This is a genomic window from Mycobacterium sp. 3519A, assembly GCF_900240945.1.
GTDB lineage: Bacteria > Actinomycetota > Actinomycetes > Mycobacteriales > Mycobacteriaceae > Mycobacterium.
Map to the genome: position 1 here is coordinate 177,405 of NZ_OESG01000011.1, position 21,493 is coordinate 198,897.

The window sequence follows — 21,493 nt, forward strand, 5'->3', positions numbered from 1 at the left end:
CGGATAGGCTGATGGACATGAGGACCGCGGTGGTGCGCGTCGGCGTCGACGCGGCCGGCGAGCTTGCTCCCGCGCAGTTACGCGACGGCATGGCCCGGCTGCGCGAACTGGCCGGGCCCGCGGGTTTCGAGGTGGTGGAGAACGATCTTGCGAACCTGCCGCCGCAGCGCCGCGAAGTGGAGTTGCTGATCGCCGGTGACGATCCCGCCGACCTCGAGCGGCGCGCTGTCGAGTTGTGCGCCAACGCGTTCGGCACCACACCGGTGCCGGGAGTGCTCACGTACATCAGCCGTGGCACCGACGACGACGCCCACGGCGTGCTGGCCGGCTTCGGGCTCACCGGCGACGTCGAACGCGTGCCGGGCGACGACGGCTGGGACATCGTGCACGTGACGCTGCGCAAGGTAGACATGGAGCGCGTTCCGGAAAGCCGCGTCCATACTGCGCTCGAAGCGTCGCTCAACTGTGAAGTCCAGATCCGCACCATCTAGCCGTCCAGGAACTTCAGGATCGCGGGCGCCGCCTGCACCCACGTGTCGAACATGTTGAAGTGCTTGACCTTTCCCAGCGCGTTGTCCTTGGCCGCCTGCTCCCAGGCGTCCTCCGGCCACGGCGGGTCGATCAGTTCGGAACCCTTGATCAGACAGCTGACTTCCAACGACGTCCGCTTCGGATGGTCCCAATCGCCGTCACCGCCGCGGATGATCAGCGTGGGTACCTTGATGTTGTCGAACATCTCGTCATCGACGCCGGGAATCGTCTGACCGGGCTTGGACACGAACGCGTTCAGCCAGCGCATCATCACCTTGACGAACTCGTCGGGGTCTTGCGACAGAATCCGCTCTTTGTTGGCAGGGTTTTCCTCGATCCGTTCCTTCCACTCGCGCAGGTGCAGAAGGCCTTCCATCCCCATGGTGAGGACAGGCCGGATGTTGGGGGTGATGTAGTGCGCGCCGAGCGCAAAGGTGCCGTACACGCCGCCGACGATGTTCCACACGACGAGCTTCGTGGCGATGTCCGGGTACAGCATCACCGTCAGCATGGAATCCCTTGCGCCGCCCGAGCCGCCGGCGATGATGCACGGCCCGATGCTGAGCCCCGTGATCAATGCATGCAGCGTCTCGGCCCGCATATGCGATTCGGACTGCCCGTAGAACTGCACGTCGGATTTGCCGCAGTTGGGTCGGTCCCACAGCAGGACGCGATAGCCGCCGTCGACCAGCGCCTCGGCAAGCGGCCGCAACCCGGGGATGTCCTTGCTGAACCGCCCGCCGGGCGTCAGCACGATGAAATCGCCGTCTTCGCCGAGGATTTCGTAGACGACATTGCCGCCGTTGATCTCGATGCGCTGTTCTGTCATGCCTGCACCAGTACCTCGTTGCCGACCACCCGCACCGGGTAGGTGCGGATACTCCACTCCGGTTTCACCGCGGTGGTGCCGGTCGCGAGCTCGAAGCCCCATTGGTGCCAGGGGCAGTAGATGTATTCGAGGTCGCGCACCATCACCGCATCGCCCGGCACGCTGTCGTCCACGATGGTGCGGCCGCGGGCCCGGCCCGAGCACAGCGGGCCTCCCTCGTGCGGGCAGTAGTTCGCGATCGCGTAGAACGTGCCGTTGACGTTGTAGACTCCGACGCCGTGACGCCCGATCGGGACGAGTTTGTGTGTGCCGGGCGGGATCTCGTCCACCGTGGCGACGACATGTTCACGCCCCTGGGCAAGCCGAGGCGTCTTCTCCGTGTTGGTCAATTCAGAACACCCGCACCTGGCCCTCGAGGGCAGGCACCGTCTCGGGCAGATGGTAGGTCGCGATGCCGTTGCGGAACATCACCGCTTCCCGTGCATGCTCGGGCAGATGCTTGACCAGCCACCGTGGGTCGTCGAACGTCCAGTGCGGATAGTCCGACGAGAACAGCAGGATCTTCTCGCACTCCATCCACTCGAACGCGCGGGTCAACTCCGTCTTGTCCTCGGGGTAGTCCAGCGGTTGGGTGGTGAACTTGATGTGGTCCTTGACGTACTCCGACGGCTTGCGTTTGATGTCGACCCACGACTTACGCGCTTCGTAGATGGCGTCCATCCGCCACATCAACGGCAGGATCCACGTGAATGCGTGCTCCACCAACACGATTCGCAACGTCGGGAAGCGGTCGAAGAGGCCGTCGAAGACCATGCTCATGACCTGGTTGGCGGCCAGCAGCGAGTACGTCACCATGAAATCGTGGTTGTAGCTGGGGAATCCGACCGGCGGGATCGGCAGCTCCTCGTGATGGCTACGCGACAGGTGACAGCTCACCGTGATGTCGTGCTTGGTGGCGGCTTCCCAGATCGGGTTGTATTTGGGATCGCCCCACGCGGGCCGCGGCTCCGCCTTGATCAGGATCTGGCCCATGTAGGGATGCCCGGCCCATCGCTCGATCTCGCGGGCGGAGTCTTCGGGCGCCTCGATCGCGACGCAGATCGAACCGCGCCACCGTTCGTGCCAGTTGTTGTGGCTGTCCAACCAGTGATTGTCCTGCCAGTCGTTGAGCGCACAGCTCATCGCGTGATTGACCTCGGGGAAGCGCGCCGGGTACGCGGCCGGTTCCAGGATCGCGATGTCGGCGCCTGCCTCCATGATCAGCTGTTTGAACGCCAGATCCGGGTCACTGCCCGCGAACTCACCGTCGGCGGGGAAGGTGTCCGTGCGCATCGCGTAGGCGTGCGCGTAATCCGGTGCGTCGTAATAGATCTGGTCACCGATCCGGCGCGGCAGGAAGTACTTGCTGCGCCACGGTTCCGGGATGTACTGCGCGAGCACCCCGCTCTTGGGTACCGGATGCACATCGGAGTCGACGCATCGGACGGCGACGCGCTCCGCCGCCGGCTTGCGCTCTGTCACTGTGACCGTCATCGTGGGCTCCTCAACTTCCTCACTGTGCGCCGACCCCGGCCCCGACGTCGATGCCGTAGAGTTCCGCGGCGTTTCGCCAGCACAACTTGTCGCGTTGGTCGTCGGTGAAGGTCGAGGGCACCGACAAATCGTTGAGCTGCCAATGCGGATAGCTCGACCCGTACATCACCATGTCGTCCTTGCCGGTGAAGCCGAACCACTCGCCCGCGAACTCGGTGTCACCCGGGCCGTCCATGGCGCCCTGCACGAAGTAGGTGTGGCCGGGCAGATAGTCGCTCGGCATCTTCGGCGCCCACGGCGTCTGCTCGAGGTGCGGCCTGCCGAAGCAGTCCATCCGCCAGATGAACGGCGTCAGAAGGTCGGCGGCCCCGTCCGCCCACACGAACTTCAACGTGGGCATCCTTTCGAATACCCCTTCGACGATCAGGTTCATCAGGTGATACAGGAAGTTCAGCGCCATGAAGCTGACGTAGTTCTCGTACGTCCTCGGCACGCCCGAGGGCGTCGGGGCGAAGGACACGCCTGCACCGACCTCGATGTGCACTGAAACCGGCAGACCGGCGTCGGCGGCCGCCTCCCACAGCGGCCAGTACTGCGGTTTGCCGTACAACTCGCGTGACTGCAGCGGGACACCGATCTGCACCACTCGTGGGTGATCGGCGTACTTGGCGATCTCGCGCAGCGCACCGGTGACGTCGTCGGGGTTGACCCGGATGGTGCCGCGGAACCGATCGGCGTAGGAGTTGTCCGCCAGCCAACGCGACACCATCATTTCGTTGTGCGCGGCCGCGATGGCCGTGCCGAGATGGCGGTCGGGCATGATGCCCCGCGTCATCGGGTGCAGGACGGCCACGTCGACGCCGCGTTCGCCGAACAACTGTCCGCCGACGAACTCGGGATCCGAGCCGGGATAGCGGCGGTCGCCGTCGGTGTTCGGGGCGTATTCGCCGCCGGGGGCGCCGTACCAGTCCATCTCGTAGTCGGGGAAGCCGCGGCTCTTGAACGGTTCGCGCATGAAGCTGCGCAGGTCTTTGTTCGACTTGCTGAAGATGTGCACGCTGGCATCGATGACGGGGATGGTGACCCCGTCCTGTGTCTGCATCGCCAAAGCTGTCCTCCGATGTCATCCGGGCGACGTGAGCGCGTTCGAGCGCTGCGCGAGGCGCGCCGAATAGTCCCAGTGTAAAGCGTAGTTCTTCAATAGCAAGAATCTAGTTCTCAGCGAATCGCTTACCTTCGCGCAGGTCAGAGTGTGTGCTGGTCAGTCGCTTGGGATCGACGTGGCGAAACGTGGTAGTCAAAACAAGAGAACGATTACGACATCTAATGAGAATGCTATTCTCGTCGTGGCGCGGCCCGCCGCGATCACGTCCCCCAGGAGGCTTTAGGTGTTACTGGAGTTCGATGCCGATCAACGGCTGTGGCAGGAGACGGTCCGCGACGCCGTCACCAAGCAGTGCCCGCCGTCCCTGGTGCGCGACGTCGCCGAGAACGGCGTCGACCCGACACCGCTGTGGCAGGCCTACGTCGACGGCGGCTGGACAGAGTTGACCGATGCCGAGAACGCCGTCGAGTTGGCGATCCTGCTCGAGGAACTCGGCCGCGCCACCGATCCGACGCCCTTTCTCGCGACACTGAGCCAGTACGCGCCGCTCGCAGGCGACCGCTTCGACCCGCAGCAGGCAGGCGCCGCGATCTACAGCGGCGTCACCGCGCACCGCGACGCCGACGGGTGGGTGCTCGACGGCACCGCACACCATGTGCTCGACGGCGATCGCGCCGAAAAGCTCGCGGTCGTCACCGAAGCCGGGGTGTTCCTGGTCGACGCCGGCCAAGTGGTGACACGTCGCAGCCCGGTGTTCGATCCCGTGCTGCACATCGCCGAGGCGTCGTTCGCGGGTCTGCAGGTGCCCGATTCGGACCGGGTCGTCGTCGACGCCGAAAAGGCCCGGCATGTGGCGCTGGCCGGGATGGCCATCACCATGGTCGGCGCATGCCAGCGGATCCTGGACCTGGTGCTCGAACACGTCAAGCAGCGTCAGCAGTTCGGCGTGGCGATCGGATCATTTCAGGCCGTACAGCACAAGGCTGTCGACATGCACGTCGCCATCGAGCGGGCCCGCGCGCTGTGTTACTTTGCCGCGCTGACCATTTCGGCCGACGACCCGCGCAGGAGGCTGGCCGCGGCGATGGCCAAGGCGGCCGCAGGGGAGTGCCAGGCACTGGTGTTCCGGCACGGCCTGCAGTTGTTCGGCGCCATGGGATTCACCTGGGAGAACGACTTGCAGTTCGCACTCAAACGGGCCAAGGCAGGCGAACTGCTCCTTGGCGGCGCGGCCGAACACCGGGAAGTCATCGCGAACGAATACAGGCCCTTCTGATGCAGCTGACCTTTGATTCCGACGTCGAGGAGTTCCGCGCGGAGTTCGCGGCCTTCCTCGACGAGCATCTGCCCGCAGAAGCCGACACGTTGGACCGGCCGAAGTCGGTGTCGCACATGCCGCAGTGGGCCCGCGACTGGCAGCGGCTGCTGTTCGACAACGGTTGGCTGCTGCCGGCCCAGCCGCCGGAGTTCGGCGGCCGCAACGCCACGGTGCTGCAGCAGTTCGTGCACCTCGACGAGCTGTGCAGGCGCCGCATCTACCACAGCTTCAATCCGCAGGGCGTCAACATCGTTGCCGCGTCGCTGATTTCGTTCGGATCCGACGAGCAGAAGCACCGCTGGGCGGTGCCGGTGCTCCGCGGCGAGATGACCGCGTCGCTTGGCATGAGCGAGCCGAGCGCGGGTTCGGACCTGGCGTCGCTGCGCACCCGCGCTCAGCTGGACGGCGACCACTTCGTGGTCAATGGGCAGAAGGTGTGGACGTCGGGCGCGCACGACGCCGACTTCCTGCTGACGTTCGTGCGTACCGACCCGGATGCGCCCAAACACAAGGGCATCAGCGCGCTGATCATTCCGACGGACACTCCAGGAGTGGTGTGCCGTCCGTTCGCCGATATGACCGGGCAGGACAACCTCGACTTCAACGAGGTGTTCTTCACCGATGCCCGGGTGCCCGCCGAGAACCTCGTCGGCCCGCTCAACGGCGGCTGGGGGGTGGCGAACGGATCCCTCGGCCACGAGCGCACCATGATGTGGCTGGGGTTCGCCGACCGGATCGACAACATGATCGCCGACTTCCGGCCCCGCACCGCGCTGGAACGCGATCAGTACGCCACCACGATCATGGACTATCAGGCGCTGCGGGCGATGGGGTCGGCGGCGCTGGCCCGCGCGGCGCGCGGTGAGATGGACACCGCGTCGGTGTCGGTGCTCAAGCTGTTCGGATCCGAGGCCGAACGGCAGGCGATGGAGAACGCGTTGACCGCCGCCGGCCCCGACGGGCTCACCCACCCGTCGATGTCGGGCCCTTACGCGCACATGAACCTCGACCACTACTTCGCCAGTTGGTTCGAGCGCTATGCCCGCAGCTTCGGCGGCACCATCGCGGGCGGCACGTCCGAGATCCAGCGCAACATCATCGCCACCCAGGTACTGGGCCTGCCGCGGCGCTGAGTCCGGTGACCGAGACGCTCATCCTCGACCGGCCCCGGCCCGGTGTGGTTGTGCTGCAACTAAATCGGCCGAAGCGGCTCAACGCGATCAACGAGGTGATGCGCGACGAACTCGCGCAGACCCTCGCAACGATCAGCGCCGACGCCTCGGTATCCGTCGTCGTGCTCACGGGCGCGGGCCGCGGATTCTGTTCGGGTATCGATGTGCGCGACTTCGGGCCGACCCCGCTCGAGGCGACTGACCCGGCGATCGACCGATTGCGGTTCCAGGAAGCCATGGCCGCGCTGCCGCAGGCGATTTGGCATCTACCGCAGCCGGTGATTGCCGCCGTCAACGGGCCGTGTGTCGGCGCCGGCTTCGCACTGTGTCTGGCATCCGACATCCGGATCTGCTCGACGGCGGCCACCTTCGGCAACGGTGCGATCCTGCTCGGGCTGTCCGGCGCCGAGATGGGCATGAGCTACCACCTGCCCCGGATCGTCGGCACCAGCGTCGCCGCCGACTGGATGCTGACCGGCCGCACGGTGTCCGCTGCCGAGGCTGACCGGCGCGGCCTGGTCAGCGAACTGGTCGAACCGGAGCGCCTGCTGCAGCGTGCGCTGGAATTGGCCTCGGGCATCGCGGAACTCGCGCCGCTGGGGGTGCGGATGACCAAACGCGCATTGCAGGTGAACACCGACGCGACGAGTCCGGACGCGGCGATGGAACTGGAGAACCGCAATCAGGTGCTCACCCACGCGACCGACGAGGCTGCGGCACGACGGAAGCGTTGAGAGGGGACGAACAATGGCGTGGGACTTCTCGACCGACCCCGAGTGGGCCGAACAACTCGCATGGGTGGACGACTTCGTCCGGTCGGAGTGCGAACCGATCGACCTGATCGTCAAGGAGTCACACGACCTCAACGATCCGGTGCGCCAGGCGTTGATTCCGCCGCTGCAGCAGATCGTCAAGGATCGCGGCCTGTGGGCCACCCACCTCGGTCCGCACCTCGGCGGTCCCGGCTATGGCCAGGTGAAACTGGCTCTGCTGAACGAGATCCTGGGCCGATCGGAGTGCGCGCCCATCGTGTTCGGGTCCCAGGCTCCCGACTCCGGCAACAGCGAGATCCTGGCCCACTACGGCACGCCCGAACTCAAGAAGCGGTACCTGGAGCCGCTGCTGGACAACCGCATCGTGTCATGCTTCTCGATGACCGAACCGCAGGGCGGCGCCGACCCGAAGGTGTTCACCACCACCGCCACCCAGGACGGCGACCACTGGATCATCAACGGCGAGAAGTGGTTCTCGTCGTTCGCGTCGATGGCGTCCTTCATCATCGTGATGGCGATGACCGATCCGGACGCGCCGCCCTACGAACGCTATTCGATGTTCGTCGTGCCCGGTGAGAAGCCCGGCATCAACGTGCTGCGCGACGTCGGGCTGGGGCATCAGCCGCTGGGCGGCGGCCGTGAGGGCTATGTCCGCTACGAGAACGTCCGGGTGCCTGCGGATCACATGCTCGGGCCCCGCGGTGGCGCGTTCGTGGTGGCCCAGACCCGGTTGGGCGGCGGACGGATTCACCACGCCATGCGGACCGTCGGCCTGGTCCGGCGCATCTACTACATGATCTGCGAACGCGCGGTATCGCGGTACACCCAGGGCGGCCTGCTGTCGGACAAACAACTCGTCCAGGAGATGGTCGCCGACTCGTGGATGGAGATCGAGGCGTTCCGCCTGCTCACCCTGCAGACGGCGTGGAAGATCGACCAGCACAACGACTACAAGGCGGTGCGGGCCGACATATCCGCGGTCAAGGCGATGATGCAGAAGGTGCTGCACGACGTTTCGGCCCGCGCCCTGCAGTTGCACGGCTCGTTGGGCACCACACACGAGATGCCGTTCGTGCAGTACCTGACCGAGTCGTTCGTGCTCGGGCTGGCCGACGGCCCGACCGAGGTGCACAAGGTGACGCTGGCCCGGCTGCTCCTCAAGGATCAGAAGCCGGCACCCGACATGTTCCCGTCGGAACACCTGCTTCGGCTACGGGAAGCGGCCGAGGCGAAGTTCGCCGACAAGCTGGCCGGGATCAAGCGGTCATGACGACGTCGTGTGAGGGCAAGGTGGCGTTGGTGACCGGCGCAAGCCGCGGCCTCGGCAAGGCGATCGCACAACGGCTGGCCGCCGAGGGCGCGACGGTCGCGTTGACCGCCCGCACCATGGAGCCCGACCCGAAATATCAAGGCTCGCTTCGGCAGACGCGCGAGGAGATCGAGGCGGCGGGTGGCACCGCGATCGCGGTTCAGGCTGATCTGTCCGACGTCGACGACCGCAATCTCCTCTTCAACGAGGTGGTCGATGTCGTCGGGCCGCCCGACATCCTGGTCAACAACGCCGCCGTCACATTCCTGCGTCCGCTCGACCAGTTCCCGGAGCGGCGGGTGCGGCTGATGATGGAGATGCACGTGCTGGCCCCGCTGCACCTGACTCAGCTGGCGATACCCGCGATGCGCGAGCGCGGTCGAGGCTGGGTGCTCAACGTGACATCGGTCGGCGGTGATCTTCCGGACGGTCCGCCGTTCTCCGAATTCGACCGCTCGGCGGGTTTCGGCATCTACGGAACGGTCAAAGCGGCCCTCAATCGGTTGACGAAAAGCCTTGCCGCCGAACTGTTCGACGACGGGATCGCCGTCAACGCCGCGGCGCCGACCAATCCGGTCGCCACCCCGGGCGCGGGCACGCTGGATTTGGCCAAGACCGACACCGAGGACATCGGGCTCATCACCGAGACCGCGTTGAGGCTGTGCACGGGCGATCCGAAGGTGTTGACCGGACGCATCGCCCACACGCAGACGTTCCTGCGTGAAGTCGGTTGGCTGACCTGACCCCCACGTGCCGCGAACGTGGGTTACCCGCACAAAAAAGGCGGTGTGGGCGTAGCACAAGCCCACACTCGCCGATGATTTGTCAGGCACGATGTGCACACCATGTCCGACATCGCCATGCGGCCCGCCCACGTCCTTGCCGAGGCCATCGCTCGGCGCGAGCTGTCCAGCCGTGAACTGCTGGAGCACTACCTGGCCCGGGTCGAACGGCTCAACCCCGCGTTGAACGCCGTGGTCACCGTCGACGCCGATGCCGCGCGGCGCGCCGCTGACGACGCCGACGCCGCGTTGGGCCGCGGCGAGGTCGTCGGGCCGCTGCATGGCGTGCCGATGACGGTCAAGGACACCTACGAGACGGCGGGGATGCGGACGACCTGCGGGCTGCCCGCATGGGACGGTGTCCCCGACCGGGACGCCGACGCCGTGGCCCGGCTACGTGCGGCCGGTGCGGTCATCTTCGGCAAGACCAATACGCCCACACTGGCGGCGGACCTGCAGACCGTCAACAAGATCTTCGGCGTCACCAACAATCCGTGGGACACGTCGCGCACCCCTGGCGGGTCGTCAGGAGGCTCCGCCGCCGCGCTCGCCGCAGGCCTGACGGCTCTCGAATTGGGCAGTGACATCGCGGGATCCATTCGGGTGCCGTCCAATTGGTGCGGCACCTGCGGGCACAAACCGAGCTGGGGTGTGGTGCCGCAGCGGGGTCATCTGCCCCCGCCGCCCGGCGCCCTCGCTGGCACCGACCTCGCGGTGATGGGCCCGATGGCACGTGACGTCGCGGACCTCGAGTTGGCGCTCGACATCCTCGCCGGACCGGATGCGCAGCGGGCGGTCGGGTGGCGGCTCGAGTTGCCTGCCGCGCGCGGAAAGTCGTTGTCGCAGTTGCGGTTGGCGTGCTGGCTGGATGACCCGGCGTACCCGGTCGAGAACGACGTCCGTGGTGTGCTGGAACAAGCCGTCACCGCGGTGACGAAAGCCGGCGCCCGTATCGTCGAAACGCTTCCCCCCGTGGCGCTACCCGATCTGGTGGCACTACACATGGAACTGTTGACTCCGCTGACGGATCGATCGTCGACGCTGTTGCACCGCGACTGGCTGGCCGCCAACGAGCGACGAGAACGATTGCGCGCGGCGATGGCGGACTACTTCCGCGGTGTGGACGCACTTTTGACGCCGGTGGCCGTGGTCCCGGCGATACCGCATGACCACCGTAAACCTTTGACCAGCCGAGAGATTCATGTCGACGACCGCACCCGTTCGTACCTCGACCTGTTCGGCTGGGTCGGCCTCGCCACGGTGGCGTATCTGCCCGCGACCGTCGTCCCGGTCGGCTGCACAGCACAAGGCCTACCGGTCGGAATTCAAGTCGTCGGGCCGTATTTGGAGGACCACACCACACTCGCGGTGGCACGGTGCATCGAAGAACTGCTCGGTGGCTTCGTGCCGCCGCCCGGATACTAAACTCGCTGGAGCGCGAAGGTCCAGGATTGCGTTCCCGGTGGTCCGTTGAAACACCCGGTGTCGTATTGCGAGTCGATGGTTCCGGCCAGCGTCACTTCGTTCCAGGTGTAGGTGTCCCGTGTCGGCATGGCGTAACCGGGCAAACATTGCAGGCCGTCGGGCACGTCCACCGTCAACGTATACGTGCCGTCGACCAGGTGCGCATAACCCTGGTAGTACGCGTAGAACTTCAGCCGCGGAATCCCACTGACGTAAACGCAGTCCGTGCTCGGGGGTGAGCAGTATGAGACGAACCAGACCCACGACGCGCGGTCGTACCTGCTGGTCAGCACGTCATAGTTGGCCAGCGCCATCATCGCGTTGGCGGGCGGGGCGATCACCGTCGCGGCGGCGGCGAGCGCGGCCGTCGCGATCCCTGCTAGCACCGACTTCATCGTCGTCCCTCCGTCCAACTCACCCCGATGGGGGCCTATCAAACCAGTTCATCGTCGGATTGTGTCGTGATCAGTCGATGACGGCGGCTTCCTTGCGCTCGGTGATCGGCCGGGCCAATTCCTGTTCGTCGCAGATGCGTTGCAGCTTCTCCAGTGTCTCGTCGAGGCCGGGGCCCAGCGGCTTGCTCGGGGTGAACGTCGCGGGCAGGTGCTTCATGCCCTGGATGACGCCGATGGTCTCGTAGTGCTCGGTGCCCTCGGGGTCGCAGACATAGTCTGCCATCCGGTCCAGCACGGCGGTGAGCATCGACTTGAACACCGTACGCGCGACGTTGGAGCCGACGCAGCGGTGCACACCGATGCCGAAGCTGAAGTGCCGGTTGCCCTTTCGCTCCATGACGAGCTCGTTCGGGCGCTCGAATACCGACGGATCGCGGTTGGCCATCGCCCAGGAGATCCAAAGCCGCTCGCCCTCTTTGAACTTCGTGCCCTCGACCTCGACGTCGTCCGAGAAGGTGCGGCCGTCGCCGGGGGCGGGAGTGAAGAAGCGCAGGAACTCCTCGGTGGCCGGGTTGAGCAGGGTGTCGCGTTCCCGGCTGAGCAGCTCACGCTGGTCGGGGTGGTCCGACAGCCACTCCAGCGCGTGCGCGGTCAACGCGGTGGTGGTGTCGAACCCGCCGCCGATGATCAACCCCAGGTTGCCCAGGATCTCCAGGTCGGGGGCGGGTTCACCGTCGATGCGCAGTTGCAGCAGCGCATTGATCAGGCCCGGTCGCGGGTTCTCCCGGACCTCCATCATCGTGTTGATCATGTCGATGCCCATCTGCCGATTCATCTCGGCCACTCGCGGGGCGTCGGGCGAATGTTCCGGCGTGGACACCGACAGGTGGGCCGGTTCGCTGTACACCGGCCACTTCTTCAACTCGATGCCCATCATCGCCAGCGTGAGCACGGCGGGCACGATGTTGGCGAGATCGTCGACGAAGTCGATGCGTCCCGATTCGATCTTCTCGTCGAGCGCGGCCCGCACGATCTCGTCGACGAACGGCTGCCACCTCTTGACCGCGGCGGGGGACAGATAGGGGTTCAGTGCGCCGCGGTAGATGCTGTGCTCGGGCTCGTCCATCTCCAGGATGCCGCCGCGCACGACCGTCGCGCGTTGCGCCTTCGGAATGGTGATGCCTTGGTAGGGCGTCTCCCCTGAGAGGTCGTGATGATTGGAAACCGCAGGGCAGCGCGCCAATTCGAAGACGTGCTTGCTGTCCGCGGCGACCCAGTGCCCGTTGTAGGTATCCGACCACGCCATCGGGCACTTGGACTGCATTTCCTCGGTGATCTTCTCGAACTGCAGCCGGTACTCGGGAGTGTGGCGATCGAAGTGGTAGCGGTTCTTCTTGCGGTCGCCGTCGGCGTCGGCGCCCCCGACGATGTGATCGACGGTGCTCAAGGTCTCTCCCTTATTCTTCGATCGAGATGGCCTGTTCCGGGCACGAGTGCACGGCTTCCCGAACGGCGTCCTCCTGATCGGCGGGAACGATTTCGTTCACCGGCGACGAGGTGCCGTCAATGTCGCTGAGCTCGAACGCATCCGGGGCGATCATCGAGCACAGCGTGTGCCCCTGGCAGCGCGCGGAATCAACGAAAACCTTCATGGCGTTTCTCCCGGATCAGTTGTGGTAGTCGTACCACTTGAGGTAGCCGCCTGCGTCCACCCGCACCTGCATCCCGGTGACGTACCGGGCCTCGTCGGACGCCAACCACAGCACCGCATTGCTGATGTCGACGGGCTCGATCCACGGCACCTTCATGGCCTGCTGGACGTAGAAGACCGGTTCGGCGTCGGCCTGGGTGGGGTGTTCCAGGTCGGGCCGGAACGACCGGTACATCGGCTCGCTCTGCAACATGTCGGTGTTGCAGTTGGTCGGGTGCACGACGTTGGCGCGGATGCCGCGCGGCGCGAGTTCGGTCGCCAGGTCGTGGACGTATGTCGAGAGCGCGCGCTTGGAATGCACATACGCCATGCCGCCAGGATCGTTGCCGGGGTCGGGCTTGTTGTGGGTGTCCATCAGCGCGGCGGTCGAACCGGTCGCGACGATGGCCGCGCCCTCTTTGAGGTGGGGCAGCGCGACGTTGATCGCGTTGATGGTGCCGATCAGGTTGGTGTTGATCACGTCGACCCAAGCCTGCAGCGGCGGTTGACCTTTCATGCCCGCGACGCCGGCCTGCGCGACGACGATGTCCACCTTGCCGAACTCGGCGATGCCGCGCTCCAGCGCCTCACGTAGCTGGCCGGCCTCGCGGACGTCCGCCTGCGCCGTGACGATGCCGCGGCCGGTCTTCTCGACCAACGTGGCGGTTTCCTCGAGATCCTCGGGTGTGGCCATCGGGTAGCCGATGGTCGGGATGTCCTGGCACAGGTCGACGGCGATGATGTCCGCGCCCTCTTCGGCGAGCCGCACCGCGTGGCTGCGGCCCTGACCGCGCGCCGCGCCGGTGACGAAAGCGACTTTCCCTTGCACGCGTCCCATTCCGAGTCCTTTCTCCTTTGATTTACGTGTTTCGGCCGCCGTTGACGCCCAAGATCTGTCCGGTGATGTAGCCGGCCTCTTCGGAGATCAGGAATGCACACGCGGCTGCGATGTCTTCGGGCCTGCCCATCCGGCGCACGGGCGTCGACTCGATGTTCTTGTCGATCACGAGGTAGCCGCGCTCGGCGGACTTGCGCAGCATCGGGGTGTCGATGAACCCGGGCGGCACCGCGTTGACGGTGATGCCCGCGGGCCCATACTCAAGTGCCAGCGACTTGGTCAGCCCGTTGACCGCCGACTTGGCGGCCACGTACGGCGCCATGTACGGCTGACCCGAATGCGTGCTCGACGACGAGATGTTCACGATGCGGCCCCAGCCCGCTTCGATCATGTCCGGAAGCACCGCCTGGATGCAGTGGAAGACGCCGTTGAGGTTGACGTCGATGACGCGCTGCCAGTCGTCGAACTTCAACTCCGTGAAGCGCTTGAACTTCTCGAGCCCGGCGGCGTTGACGAGCACCGTGACGGGACCCAGTTGAGCGCGGATCGCCGTCAGCGCCTCCTCGACCGCGACGCGGTCGGTGACGTCGGCGACGAAGGCGTGTCGCTCATCCGACGGGTTGAGGTCGATCGTCGCCACATCCAACCCGTCGGCGCGCAACCGTCTTGCAACGGCAGCCCCGATGCCGGAGCCGCCACCCGTAACAACCGCGGTCTTCACACGCAGGCCTCAGTTATCAAGAACCGTCCTTCCGATTATGAGAACCGTACTCTCGTCGCATGCAATACCGCAAGACAATCGAGCAACAGCGTTCGCACTGGTGAGACGTTGGCGGGACGATTGTCTTACCCCTCTTCGCAGGCAGGGGCAGTTCCGTACATCTGCTTGAGTTCTCTGTATGCGAATGTATGATTCGCCGGTGATGAGAATGAAGTTTTCATCACACTGCGAAGAACACTGAGGAGGATCGTGCAGGAAACGCCAACCATCTCAAGTGACGCAGCCAGTGCCGGTACGGCTGATCGGCACCTCCTGATCGACGGCAAGCTGCTCGACATCCAACGGACGTTTCCTTCACTCAATCCCGCGACCGGCGAGGTGCTCGGTCATGCGCCCGACGCCACCGTCGCCGACGCCCAGGCCGCCGTGGCCGCCGCGCGACGCGCGTTCGACGAAACCGATTGGGCGACCAACACGGAACTGCGCGTCCGCTGCCTCGAGCAGTTCCACCGCGCGCTCGTCGAACACCGCGACGAACTCGCAGCACTGACCATCGCCGAAGCCGGCGCCACCGAATCGCTGTGCCAGGGCGCGCAGTTGGACGCGCCGATCGAGATCGTCCGCTACTACGCGGAACTACTCAAGACGTATCCGTTGACCCAGGACCTCGGCAATATCGAGAGCCGCGGCGCCCAGCACCACCGCTGGGTGGAAAAAGAAGCCGCCGGGGTGGTGGCCGCGATCATCGCCTACAACTATCCCAATCAACTGGCGCTGGCGAAGCTGGCGCCCGCGATGGCGGCGGGCTGCACGGTGGTACTCAAGGCGGCGCCGGACACCCCGCTGATCACGTTGGCGATCGGTGAGCTGATCGCCAACCACACCGACATCCCCGCCGGGGTGGTGAACGTGCTCGCTGGCGCGGACCCGGAGGTCGGCGCGGTGCTGACCACAAGTCCCGACGTGGACATGGTGACGTTCACCGGGTCGACGCCGACCGGTCGCCGGATCATGGCCGCCGCCAGCGACACCCTCAAGAAGGTGTTCCTCGAACTGGGCGGAAAGTCGGCGGCGATCGTGCTCGACGACGCCGACTTCAACACCGCCGCGCTGTTCACCGCGTTCTCGATGGTGACCCATGCGGGGCAGGGCTGCGCGCTGACGTCGCGGCTGCTGGTGCCGCGCATCCATCACGACGAGATCGTCGAACTGGTGAAGAACAACTTCGGACTGGTCCGCTTTGGAAATCCAGCCGACCCTTCGACCTACATGGGGCCGCTGATCAGCGAGAAGCAGCGCGACAAGGTCGACGGCATGGTCAAGCGCGCCGTCGAGGCCGGCGCCACGCTGGTGACCGGCGGCCAGAAGATGGACCCCGGCTTCTTCTATACGCCGACGTTGCTCACCGACGTCGATCCCGACAGCGAGATCGCCCAGGAAGAGGTGTTCGGGCCGGTGCTGGTGGTCATCGCCTACGACGATGACGACGACGCGGTGCGGATCGCGAACAACTCCATCTACGGGCTCTCCGGTGCGGTGTTCGGCAGCCAGGACCGCGCGCTGGCGGTGGCCCGTCGCATCCGGACAGGAACCTTCTCCATCAACGGGGGCAACTACTTCAGCCCCGACAGCCCGTTCGGCGGCTACAAGCAGTCCGGCATCGGTCGCGAGATGGGCACCGCCGGACTCGAGGAGTTCCTCGAGTCCAAGACATTCGCGACGGTGGTCGGCTGATGTGGGGGCACCGCCCGCTTGCGGGGGACGCTTGCGCGAAGAGGAGACAGCACTGATGCGGCCGCTGGAAGGCATCCGGGTCCTCGAGGTGGCGATGTACGGGTTCGTCCCGTCGGCGGGCGCCGTGCTCGGCGAGTGGGGCGCCGACGTGATCAAGGTCGAACACGCCGTCACCGGTGATCCGCAGCGGGGTCTGCGTCAGACCGGTCCGCTTCGGGTCGAGGGCGATCCCAACCCGAACATCGAGCACGCCAACCGCGGCAAGCGCAGCATCGGGCTGGACATGTCGGTGCCGGAGGGCCTGGAGGTGCTGCTCGATCTGGCGCGCCGCGCCGATGTGTTCCTCACGAGTTTCCTGCCGGGGCACCGGCAGAAGTTCGGCATCGACGTCGACGACATCCGCGCTGTCAACCCGAACATCATCTATGCCAGGGGCAGCGCGCTGGGTCCGCGCGGTGAGGAGTCGGTCAAGGGCGGCTACGACATGACCGCGTTCTGGTGCCGCGCAGGCACCGCGGCCACCATCACCCCACCCGGCATCGAAGGCATGATCGGGCCGCCGGGACCGGCCTACGGCGACACCATTTCCGGTACCAACCTCGCGGGCGGCATCGCGGCGGCGTTGCTGAAGCGGGAACGCACCGGTGAACCGTCGGTGGTCGACGTGTCGCTGCTCGGCAGCGGCCTGTGGTCGATGGGGCACACCGTCGCGCTGACGTCGCATCTGAACCAGTTGATGGTTCAGCCGCCGCCGGGGGTGCACGGTTCGCCGATCAACCCGCTGGTCGGGGTGTATCCGACCGCGGACAACCGCTACATCTCCTTCGTGATGATGCAGCCGACGAAGTTCTGGGCGGACGTATGCAGGCACATGGATCTCGACGACCTGATCGACGATCCTCGGTTCGCGACGGTCGAATCGATCGCAGAGAACACCGCCGCCGCGGTCGAGATCCTGCGCGAGGCGATGGCCAAGCGCACCCTTCCGGAGTGGAGCGAGCGGTTCTCGACGCTGGCAGGCCCGTGGGCTCCGGTGCAGGACACCTTGCAGGCCGCGGCCGACGCGCAAATCAGGGCCAACGACTACATCGTGTCCACGGGCGAACTCGAATTGGTCGCGAATCCGGTGCAGTTCGATGTCAGCGCACCGCAAACCGGACCCGCGCCGGAGTTTGCGGAGCAAACTGACGAAATCTTGCTTGAACTCGGTTTGGATTGGGACCGCATCATCGAGCTCAAGACGGCCGGCGCCGTCACCTAGGTTCGGAGAGATCTCAATGCCCTACGTCGCGTCGATCGGCACCTACCTGCCGTGTTGGGGTGCGCCCCGGCACCGGGTGGCCGGTGACGACGAGGACGCGATCACCCTTGCGGTCGAGGCCGGCCGCGCGGCGCTGATCGCCAGCGGCGCGGTCGAACGCGTCGTCCTGGTCAGTCGCGACATGCCGTTGCTGGAGAGCAGCAACGCCGCGGTGTTGCTGGCCGGGCTGGGGCTCGACCCGGAACTCGAGGTCGACGAACGCCTCGGCGGGGCACCGGCCACGCTCGACGCGGTCAGCTCGGCGCGGCCGCGGACACTGATCATCGGGACCGACCTCGACCCCGCGGGTGCGGCCGCGATCCTGACTGCCGAACGCGGCCTGCAGGTGCGCACCGCGGCCCGCGTCGCGCGCAGCCTGCCGGTGCGCACGCGCAACGCGACCGGTGACGTCACCGACTACGGCGACCCCCGACTGCTGCACGAGCGGGGATTGGTCGCGTCACTGGCCGCGGCATGGCTCGACACCCCCGCCGCCGTCGCGGGCGTCGAGCACGACCGCGCCGTCGAGATGTGCATCGGCGACCCGCCTGCGCTGCCGACCACCGGCGCGAGCGCCAGCCTGTTCGCGCTCGCAGGCATGGCCGACGCGGGGACCACCGGGCCGTTGGTCGCGGTCGAGCAGGCGAGCCTGTCCGGCATCACTGTGAGCAACGGCGTCGCCGAGATCCATCGCCGGGAACCGCCCGCGCGCCCGACGCCGGACGGCACCTATGTCGAGGGCGGTGACATCCCGATCTCGCTGGCTGCATACGAGCGAGCCTTCGAGGCCAAAACCCGTTGGGAGGCAGGCAGGTTCGCCGCGACGCCCGACGGTGCGCTGGATTTCCCGCCGCGCTTCCGACTGTCCGACGACGGCGCGCTGGCCACCGACTATGAGTTGATCCCGCTGCCGCGCACCGGAACGGTGTACACCGAAACGACCGTGCACATGCCCGTGCCTGGGCTGCGCACCCCGTACTCTCTGGTGATCGTCGAACTCGACGCGGTGGGAGTGCGCGCGCTGGTGAAGGTCACCGGTGCCGCACCGGGGACGGTCGACATCGGCTCCCGCGGGCGCCTGGCGCTGCGCCGGGTCGCGGTGCGCTCGGGAGTGCCGGACTACGGGTACATGTTCGAGCCGGAGCAGGTCGCGTGAGACGCGTGGCGATCGTCGGCGCCGGCATGACCGCGTTCGGTGAGCATTTCGCCCTCGGCATCAAGGATCTGCTGCCGATGGCGTTCGCCGAATGCGCGGCCTCCGTCGACAAGGGGTTGGCCAAAGCGGACGTGCAGGGCGCCTGGTTCGGTGCGATGGGGACCGCAGACGGCTTTCCGTCCGGCATCCTCGCCGATTCACTCGGGCTACCCGACCTGCCCGTCACCCGTGTCGAAAACTCTTGTGCCACAGGCAACGACGCAGTTCGCAACGCGCTGTTCGGTGTGGCCTGCGGCGCATTCGACGTGGCATTGGTGATGGGCGCCGACAAACTGCGCGACACCACCTCCAAGGACATGCTGTGGGCATGGGAGGCAATGGCACGCGATATGGCGTGGGACTACCCACTCGGCCTTGTCTCGCCCGCCGGGTTCGCGCTGCACGTCCGTCGATATCTGCACGAAACGCCTGCGACGCGCGAGCACCTGGCCATGGTCGCCGTCAAGAATCACCGCCACGGCGTGAGCAATGCCAAGGCGCGGTTGCGTTTTGAGATCACCCTCGAGCAGGCGCTGTCAGCGCCGACCATCGTGACGCCCTTCGGGCTGTACGACTGCGCTCCGCAGAGTGACGGGGCCGCCGCGCTGGTGTTGGCCGCCGAGGACGTCGTCGACCGGTTCACCGACCGTCCGGTGTGGATCCGCGGTGTCGGCCTCGGCCTGGACTCGGTGATGCATCAGCACAAACCCGATATGACGACGTTTCCGGCGACCACGCGTGCGGCAAAGCAGGCGTTCGCGATGGCGGGCATGACCCCCGCCGACGTCGACGTCGCCGAAGTTCACGATTTCTTCACGGGGATCGAGTTGATCAGTTATGAAGATCTCGGCTTTGCCGAGCGGTTCGGGGGCTACAAGCTTGTCGAGGCTGAAGTGACAAGTGTCGGCGGTGCGCTGCCGGTGAACCCCAGTGGTGGCTTGAAGGCCAAGGGGCATCCGCCAGGGGCAACAGGTGTGGCACAGTGCGTGGAACTCTTCGCGCAACTCCGAGGGGAGGCGGCCAACCAGGTGGACGACGCACGAGTTGGGTTGGCGCACAACATCGGCGGACCGACAGCGGTTTCAGCGGTCACCATCCTGGAAGGATCGGCCAATGGCGCGCGGTAGCGGCGCGGAACGGTGGTCACCGGGCCTGCCCACCATTCGCTCCTTCTCGGGCCCGATGCAAGCGGTCGGCGGCTTGTTCGCGATGTCCAAAGACGCGGTGTTGTTCACGTTCCGGCGGCCGTTTCAATGGCGGGAATTCCTGGAGCAGTGCTGGTTCATCGCGCGGGTCGCGTTGGCGCCGACCCTGCTGGTGGCGATTCCGTTCACGGTGCTGGTGAGCTTCACCCTCAACATCCTGCTGCGCGAGCTCGGCGCCGCGGACCTGTCCGGTGCCGGTGCGGCGTTCGGCGCGGTGACGCAGATCGGACCCATCGTGACGGTGCTGATCGTCGCGGGCGCCGGTTCGACGGCGATCTGCGCAGATCTCGGATCGCGGACCATCCGCGAGGAGATCGACGCGATGGAAGTGCTCGGCATCGACCCGGTGCAGCGGTTGGTGACGCCGCGGATGCTGGCGTCGGGTCTGGTGGCGCTGTTGCTCAACAGCCTGGTCGTGATCATCGGAATCCTTGGCGGCTACTCGTTTTCGGTGTTCATCCAGGATGTGAATCCGGGCGCGTTCGCAGCGGGTATCACGCTTCTTACGGGGGTCCCCGAAGTGGTGATCTCGTGCGTCAAGGCCGCGCTGTTCGGGTTGATCGCGGGCCTGGTGGCCTGCTACCGGGGCCTGAGCATCACCGGCGGGGGCGCGAAAGCCGTCGGCAACGCCGTCAACGAGACAGTCGTGTACGCGTTCATGGCGCTGTTCGTCATCAACGTGGTCGTCACGGCCATCGGCATCCGGATGACGACGGGATAGCGGGCTTCTGATGGGCACAATGACGATCCTGAAATCGACCTACCCGCGTCTGACGCGGGGGGCGCGCAGGCCCGTGGACCTGTTGAGCCGCATCGGCGACCACATGCTGTTCTATCTCAGGGCGTTGGGCGGCGTGCCGCACGCGGCGGTGCATTTCCGCAAGGAGATCATCCGGTTGATTGCCGAGATCTCCATGGGCGCAGGAACATTGGCGATGATCGGCGGCACCGTGGTGATCGTCGGCTTCCTGACGCTGGCCGCGGGCGGGACGTTGGCCGTGCAGGGCTACAGTTCGCTGGGCAACATCGGTATCGAAGCCTTGACCGGATTCCTGGCGGCATTCATCAACGTGCGTATCTCAGCACCCGTGGTGGCCGGTATCGGGTTGGCCGCGACGTTCGGCGCCGGCGTGACCGCCCAGTTGGGCGCGATGCGCATCAACGAGGAGATCGACGCGCTGGAATCGATGGCGATCCGTCCTGTCGAGTACCTGGTGTCCACGCGAATAGTGGCGGGCATGGTGGCGATCACGCCGCTCTATTCGATCGCCGTCATCCTCAGCTTCGTCGCCAGCCAGTTCACCACCGTGGTGCTGTTCGGCCAGTCCGGCGGCCTGTACGACCATTACTTCAACACGTTCCTGAACCCGATCGACCTGTTGTGGTCATTCCTGCAGGCCGTGCTGATGGCGATCACGATCCTGTTGATACACACTTACTTCGGCTACTTCGCCTCGGGCGGCCCATCGGGCGTCGGGGTGGCGGTCGGCAATGCGGTGCGCACCTCACTGGTCGTCGTGGTGTCTGTCACGCTGCTTGTCTCGCTGTCCATTTACGGCTCCAACGGCAACTTCAATCTGTCGGGGTAGGGGAGCGAAG

At 66.1% G+C, this 21,493-nt stretch carries 22 protein-coding genes; 13 read left to right on the plus strand and 9 right to left on the minus strand.

What is annotated here, in order from left to right; translation table 11 throughout:
* Positions 1–17 precede the first annotated feature (17 nt).
* On the plus strand, positions 18–491 hold the full coding sequence (locus C1A30_RS01055; protein WP_101946613.1) for a hypothetical protein: 474 nt from the start codon (positions 18–20) through the stop codon (positions 489–491).
* Here C1A30_RS01055 and C1A30_RS01060 read toward each other — a convergent pair.
* The 4 genes from C1A30_RS01060 to C1A30_RS01075 are packed head-to-tail and all read right to left on the minus strand — an operon-like array spanning position 488 to position 3,995.
* Positions 488–1,360, minus strand: a complete 873-nt coding sequence (locus C1A30_RS01060; protein ID WP_101946434.1) for an alpha/beta fold hydrolase — start codon at positions 1,358–1,360, stop codon at positions 488–490. The two genes, C1A30_RS01055 and C1A30_RS01060, sit on opposite strands and share 4 nt — an antisense overlap.
* On the minus strand, positions 1,357–1,749 hold the full coding sequence (locus tag C1A30_RS01065; protein WP_101946435.1) for a Rieske (2Fe-2S) protein: 393 nt from the start codon (positions 1,747–1,749) through the stop codon (positions 1,357–1,359). Before C1A30_RS01065 ends, C1A30_RS01060 begins: the two co-directional genes overlap by 4 nt.
* Before the next feature lies 1 nt (position 1,750).
* Entirely contained in the window at positions 1,751–2,893 is a 1,143-nt protein-coding gene (locus C1A30_RS01070; protein WP_101946436.1) for an amidohydrolase family protein, read from the minus strand.
* A 19-nt stretch (positions 2,894–2,912) separates the two neighbouring features.
* A complete protein-coding gene (locus C1A30_RS01075) occupies positions 2,913–3,995 on the minus strand; it encodes an amidohydrolase family protein (protein ID WP_101946437.1) in 1,083 nt (360 codons plus the stop codon).
* Between the two features lie 286 nt (positions 3,996–4,281).
* Here C1A30_RS01075 and C1A30_RS01080 point away from each other — a divergent pair, with 286 nt between their 5' ends.
* From C1A30_RS01080 to C1A30_RS01105, 6 genes are all read left to right on the plus strand, one after another.
* Positions 4,282–5,274: an acyl-CoA dehydrogenase family protein gene (locus C1A30_RS01080; protein ID WP_101946438.1), complete on the plus strand. Its 993-nt coding sequence runs from the start codon at positions 4,282–4,284 to the stop codon at positions 5,272–5,274.
* Positions 5,274–6,449, plus strand: coding sequence for an acyl-CoA dehydrogenase family protein (locus C1A30_RS01085; protein WP_101946439.1), 1,176 nt, complete (start codon positions 5,274–5,276; stop codon positions 6,447–6,449). Before C1A30_RS01080 ends, C1A30_RS01085 begins: the two co-directional genes overlap by 1 nt.
* Positions 6,450–6,454: 5 nt before the next feature.
* Positions 6,455–7,222, plus strand: a complete 768-nt coding sequence (locus C1A30_RS01090; protein WP_101946440.1) for an enoyl-CoA hydratase/isomerase family protein — start codon at positions 6,455–6,457, stop codon at positions 7,220–7,222.
* 13 nt (positions 7,223–7,235) lie between these two features.
* Positions 7,236–8,531, plus strand: a complete 1,296-nt coding sequence (locus C1A30_RS01095) for an acyl-CoA dehydrogenase family protein (protein ID WP_101946441.1) — start codon at positions 7,236–7,238, stop codon at positions 8,529–8,531.
* A complete protein-coding gene (locus C1A30_RS01100) occupies positions 8,528–9,313 on the plus strand; it encodes an SDR family NAD(P)-dependent oxidoreductase (protein WP_101946442.1) in 786 nt (261 codons plus the stop codon). Before C1A30_RS01095 ends, C1A30_RS01100 begins: the two co-directional genes overlap by 4 nt.
* A gap of 102 nt (positions 9,314–9,415) precedes the next feature.
* On the plus strand, positions 9,416–10,777 hold the full coding sequence (locus C1A30_RS01105; RefSeq protein WP_101946614.1) for an amidase family protein: 1,362 nt from the start codon (positions 9,416–9,418) through the stop codon (positions 10,775–10,777).
* Here C1A30_RS01105 and C1A30_RS01110 read toward each other — a convergent pair.
* From C1A30_RS01110 to C1A30_RS01130, 5 genes are all read right to left on the minus strand, one after another.
* Positions 10,774–11,211 carry a hypothetical protein gene (locus C1A30_RS01110; protein ID WP_101946443.1) on the minus strand — a complete coding sequence of 146 codons (438 nt, stop codon included), beginning with the start codon at positions 11,209–11,211 and terminating at the stop codon, positions 10,774–10,776. The genes C1A30_RS01105 and C1A30_RS01110 overlap by 4 nt on opposite strands.
* 70 nt (positions 11,212–11,281) lie before the next feature.
* Positions 11,282–12,658 carry a cytochrome P450 gene (locus C1A30_RS01115; RefSeq protein ID WP_235009594.1) on the minus strand — a complete coding sequence of 459 codons (1,377 nt, stop codon included), beginning with the start codon at positions 12,656–12,658 and terminating at the stop codon, positions 11,282–11,284.
* Positions 12,659–12,668: 10 nt separating this feature from the next.
* The gene (locus tag C1A30_RS01120) at positions 12,669–12,863 is read right to left on the minus strand and encodes a ferredoxin (protein WP_101946444.1); all 195 of its coding nucleotides are present in this window, start codon (positions 12,861–12,863) and stop codon (positions 12,669–12,671) included.
* Between the two features lie 15 nt (positions 12,864–12,878).
* Positions 12,879–13,739, minus strand: a complete 861-nt coding sequence (locus C1A30_RS01125) for a mycofactocin-coupled SDR family oxidoreductase (protein WP_101946445.1) — start codon at positions 13,737–13,739, stop codon at positions 12,879–12,881.
* Positions 13,740–13,761: 22 nt separating this feature from the next.
* Complete coding sequence (locus C1A30_RS01130) at positions 13,762–14,460, minus strand: SDR family NAD(P)-dependent oxidoreductase (protein WP_101946446.1); 699 nt, start codon at positions 14,458–14,460, stop codon at positions 13,762–13,764.
* Positions 14,461–14,709: 249 nt separating this feature from the next.
* On the opposite strand from C1A30_RS01130, the gene C1A30_RS01135 reads away from it, so the two are divergent.
* Genes C1A30_RS01135 through C1A30_RS01160 form a run of 6 tightly spaced genes read left to right on the plus strand, consistent with a single transcriptional unit; the run spans position 14,710 to position 21,483 of the window.
* Entirely contained in the window at positions 14,710–16,194 is a 1,485-nt protein-coding gene (locus tag C1A30_RS01135) for an aldehyde dehydrogenase family protein (RefSeq protein WP_101946447.1), read from the plus strand.
* A 55-nt stretch (positions 16,195–16,249) separates the two neighbouring features.
* Positions 16,250–17,455: a CaiB/BaiF CoA-transferase family protein gene (locus C1A30_RS01140; RefSeq protein WP_200828122.1), complete on the plus strand. Its 1,206-nt coding sequence runs from the start codon at positions 16,250–16,252 to the stop codon at positions 17,453–17,455.
* Between the two features lie 16 nt (positions 17,456–17,471).
* Entirely contained in the window at positions 17,472–18,650 is a 1,179-nt protein-coding gene (locus tag C1A30_RS01145) for an OB-fold domain-containing protein (RefSeq protein ID WP_101946448.1), read from the plus strand.
* Positions 18,647–19,816 carry a thiolase gene (locus C1A30_RS01150; protein ID WP_101946449.1) on the plus strand — a complete coding sequence of 390 codons (1,170 nt, stop codon included), beginning with the start codon at positions 18,647–18,649 and terminating at the stop codon, positions 19,814–19,816. Before C1A30_RS01145 ends, C1A30_RS01150 begins: the two co-directional genes overlap by 4 nt.
* Complete coding sequence (locus C1A30_RS01155) at positions 19,803–20,615, plus strand: ABC transporter permease (protein ID WP_101946450.1); 813 nt, start codon at positions 19,803–19,805, stop codon at positions 20,613–20,615. Before C1A30_RS01150 ends, C1A30_RS01155 begins: the two co-directional genes overlap by 14 nt.
* Before the next feature lie 10 nt (positions 20,616–20,625).
* Entirely contained in the window at positions 20,626–21,483 is an 858-nt protein-coding gene (locus C1A30_RS01160; protein WP_200828123.1) for an ABC transporter permease, read from the plus strand.
* Positions 21,484–21,493 lie beyond the last annotated feature (10 nt).

What these genes read in the sequence shown, in the direction of transcription:
- C1A30_RS01095 (WP_101946441.1), top strand. Translation starts at nt 7,236, where the DNA reads ATGGCGTGGGACTTCTCGACCGACCCCGAGTGGGCCGAACAACTCGCA.
- C1A30_RS01055 (WP_101946613.1), top strand. Translation starts at nt 18, where the DNA reads ATGAGGACCGCGGTGGTGCGCGTCGGCGTCGACGCGGCCGGCGAGCTT.
- C1A30_RS01140 (WP_200828122.1), top strand. Translation starts at nt 16,250, where the DNA reads ATGCGGCCGCTGGAAGGCATCCGGGTCCTCGAGGTGGCGATGTACGGG.
- C1A30_RS01100 (WP_101946442.1), top strand. Translation starts at nt 8,528, where the DNA reads ATGACGACGTCGTGTGAGGGCAAGGTGGCGTTGGTGACCGGCGCAAGC.
- C1A30_RS01120 (WP_101946444.1), bottom strand. Translation starts at nt 12,863, where the DNA reads ATGAAGGTTTTCGTTGATTCCGCGCGCTGCCAGGGGCACACGCTGTGC.
- C1A30_RS01105 (WP_101946614.1), top strand. Translation starts at nt 9,416, where the DNA reads ATGTCCGACATCGCCATGCGGCCCGCCCACGTCCTTGCCGAGGCCATC.
- C1A30_RS01155 (WP_101946450.1), top strand. Translation starts at nt 19,803, where the DNA reads ATGGCGCGCGGTAGCGGCGCGGAACGGTGGTCACCGGGCCTGCCCACC.
- C1A30_RS01145 (WP_101946448.1), top strand. Translation starts at nt 17,472, where the DNA reads ATGCCCTACGTCGCGTCGATCGGCACCTACCTGCCGTGTTGGGGTGCG.
- C1A30_RS01085 (WP_101946439.1), top strand. Translation starts at nt 5,274, where the DNA reads ATGCAGCTGACCTTTGATTCCGACGTCGAGGAGTTCCGCGCGGAGTTC.
- C1A30_RS01160 (WP_200828123.1), top strand. Translation starts at nt 20,626, where the DNA reads ATGGGCACAATGACGATCCTGAAATCGACCTACCCGCGTCTGACGCGG.
- C1A30_RS01125 (WP_101946445.1), bottom strand. Translation starts at nt 13,739, where the DNA reads ATGGGACGCGTGCAAGGGAAAGTCGCTTTCGTCACCGGCGCGGCGCGC.
- C1A30_RS01075 (WP_101946437.1), bottom strand. Translation starts at nt 3,995, where the DNA reads ATGCAGACACAGGACGGGGTCACCATCCCCGTCATCGATGCCAGCGTG.
- C1A30_RS01110 (WP_101946443.1), bottom strand. Translation starts at nt 11,211, where the DNA reads ATGAAGTCGGTGCTAGCAGGGATCGCGACGGCCGCGCTCGCCGCCGCC.
- C1A30_RS01060 (WP_101946434.1), bottom strand. Translation starts at nt 1,360, where the DNA reads ATGACAGAACAGCGCATCGAGATCAACGGCGGCAATGTCGTCTACGAA.
- C1A30_RS01070 (WP_101946436.1), bottom strand. Translation starts at nt 2,893, where the DNA reads ATGACGGTCACAGTGACAGAGCGCAAGCCGGCGGCGGAGCGCGTCGCC.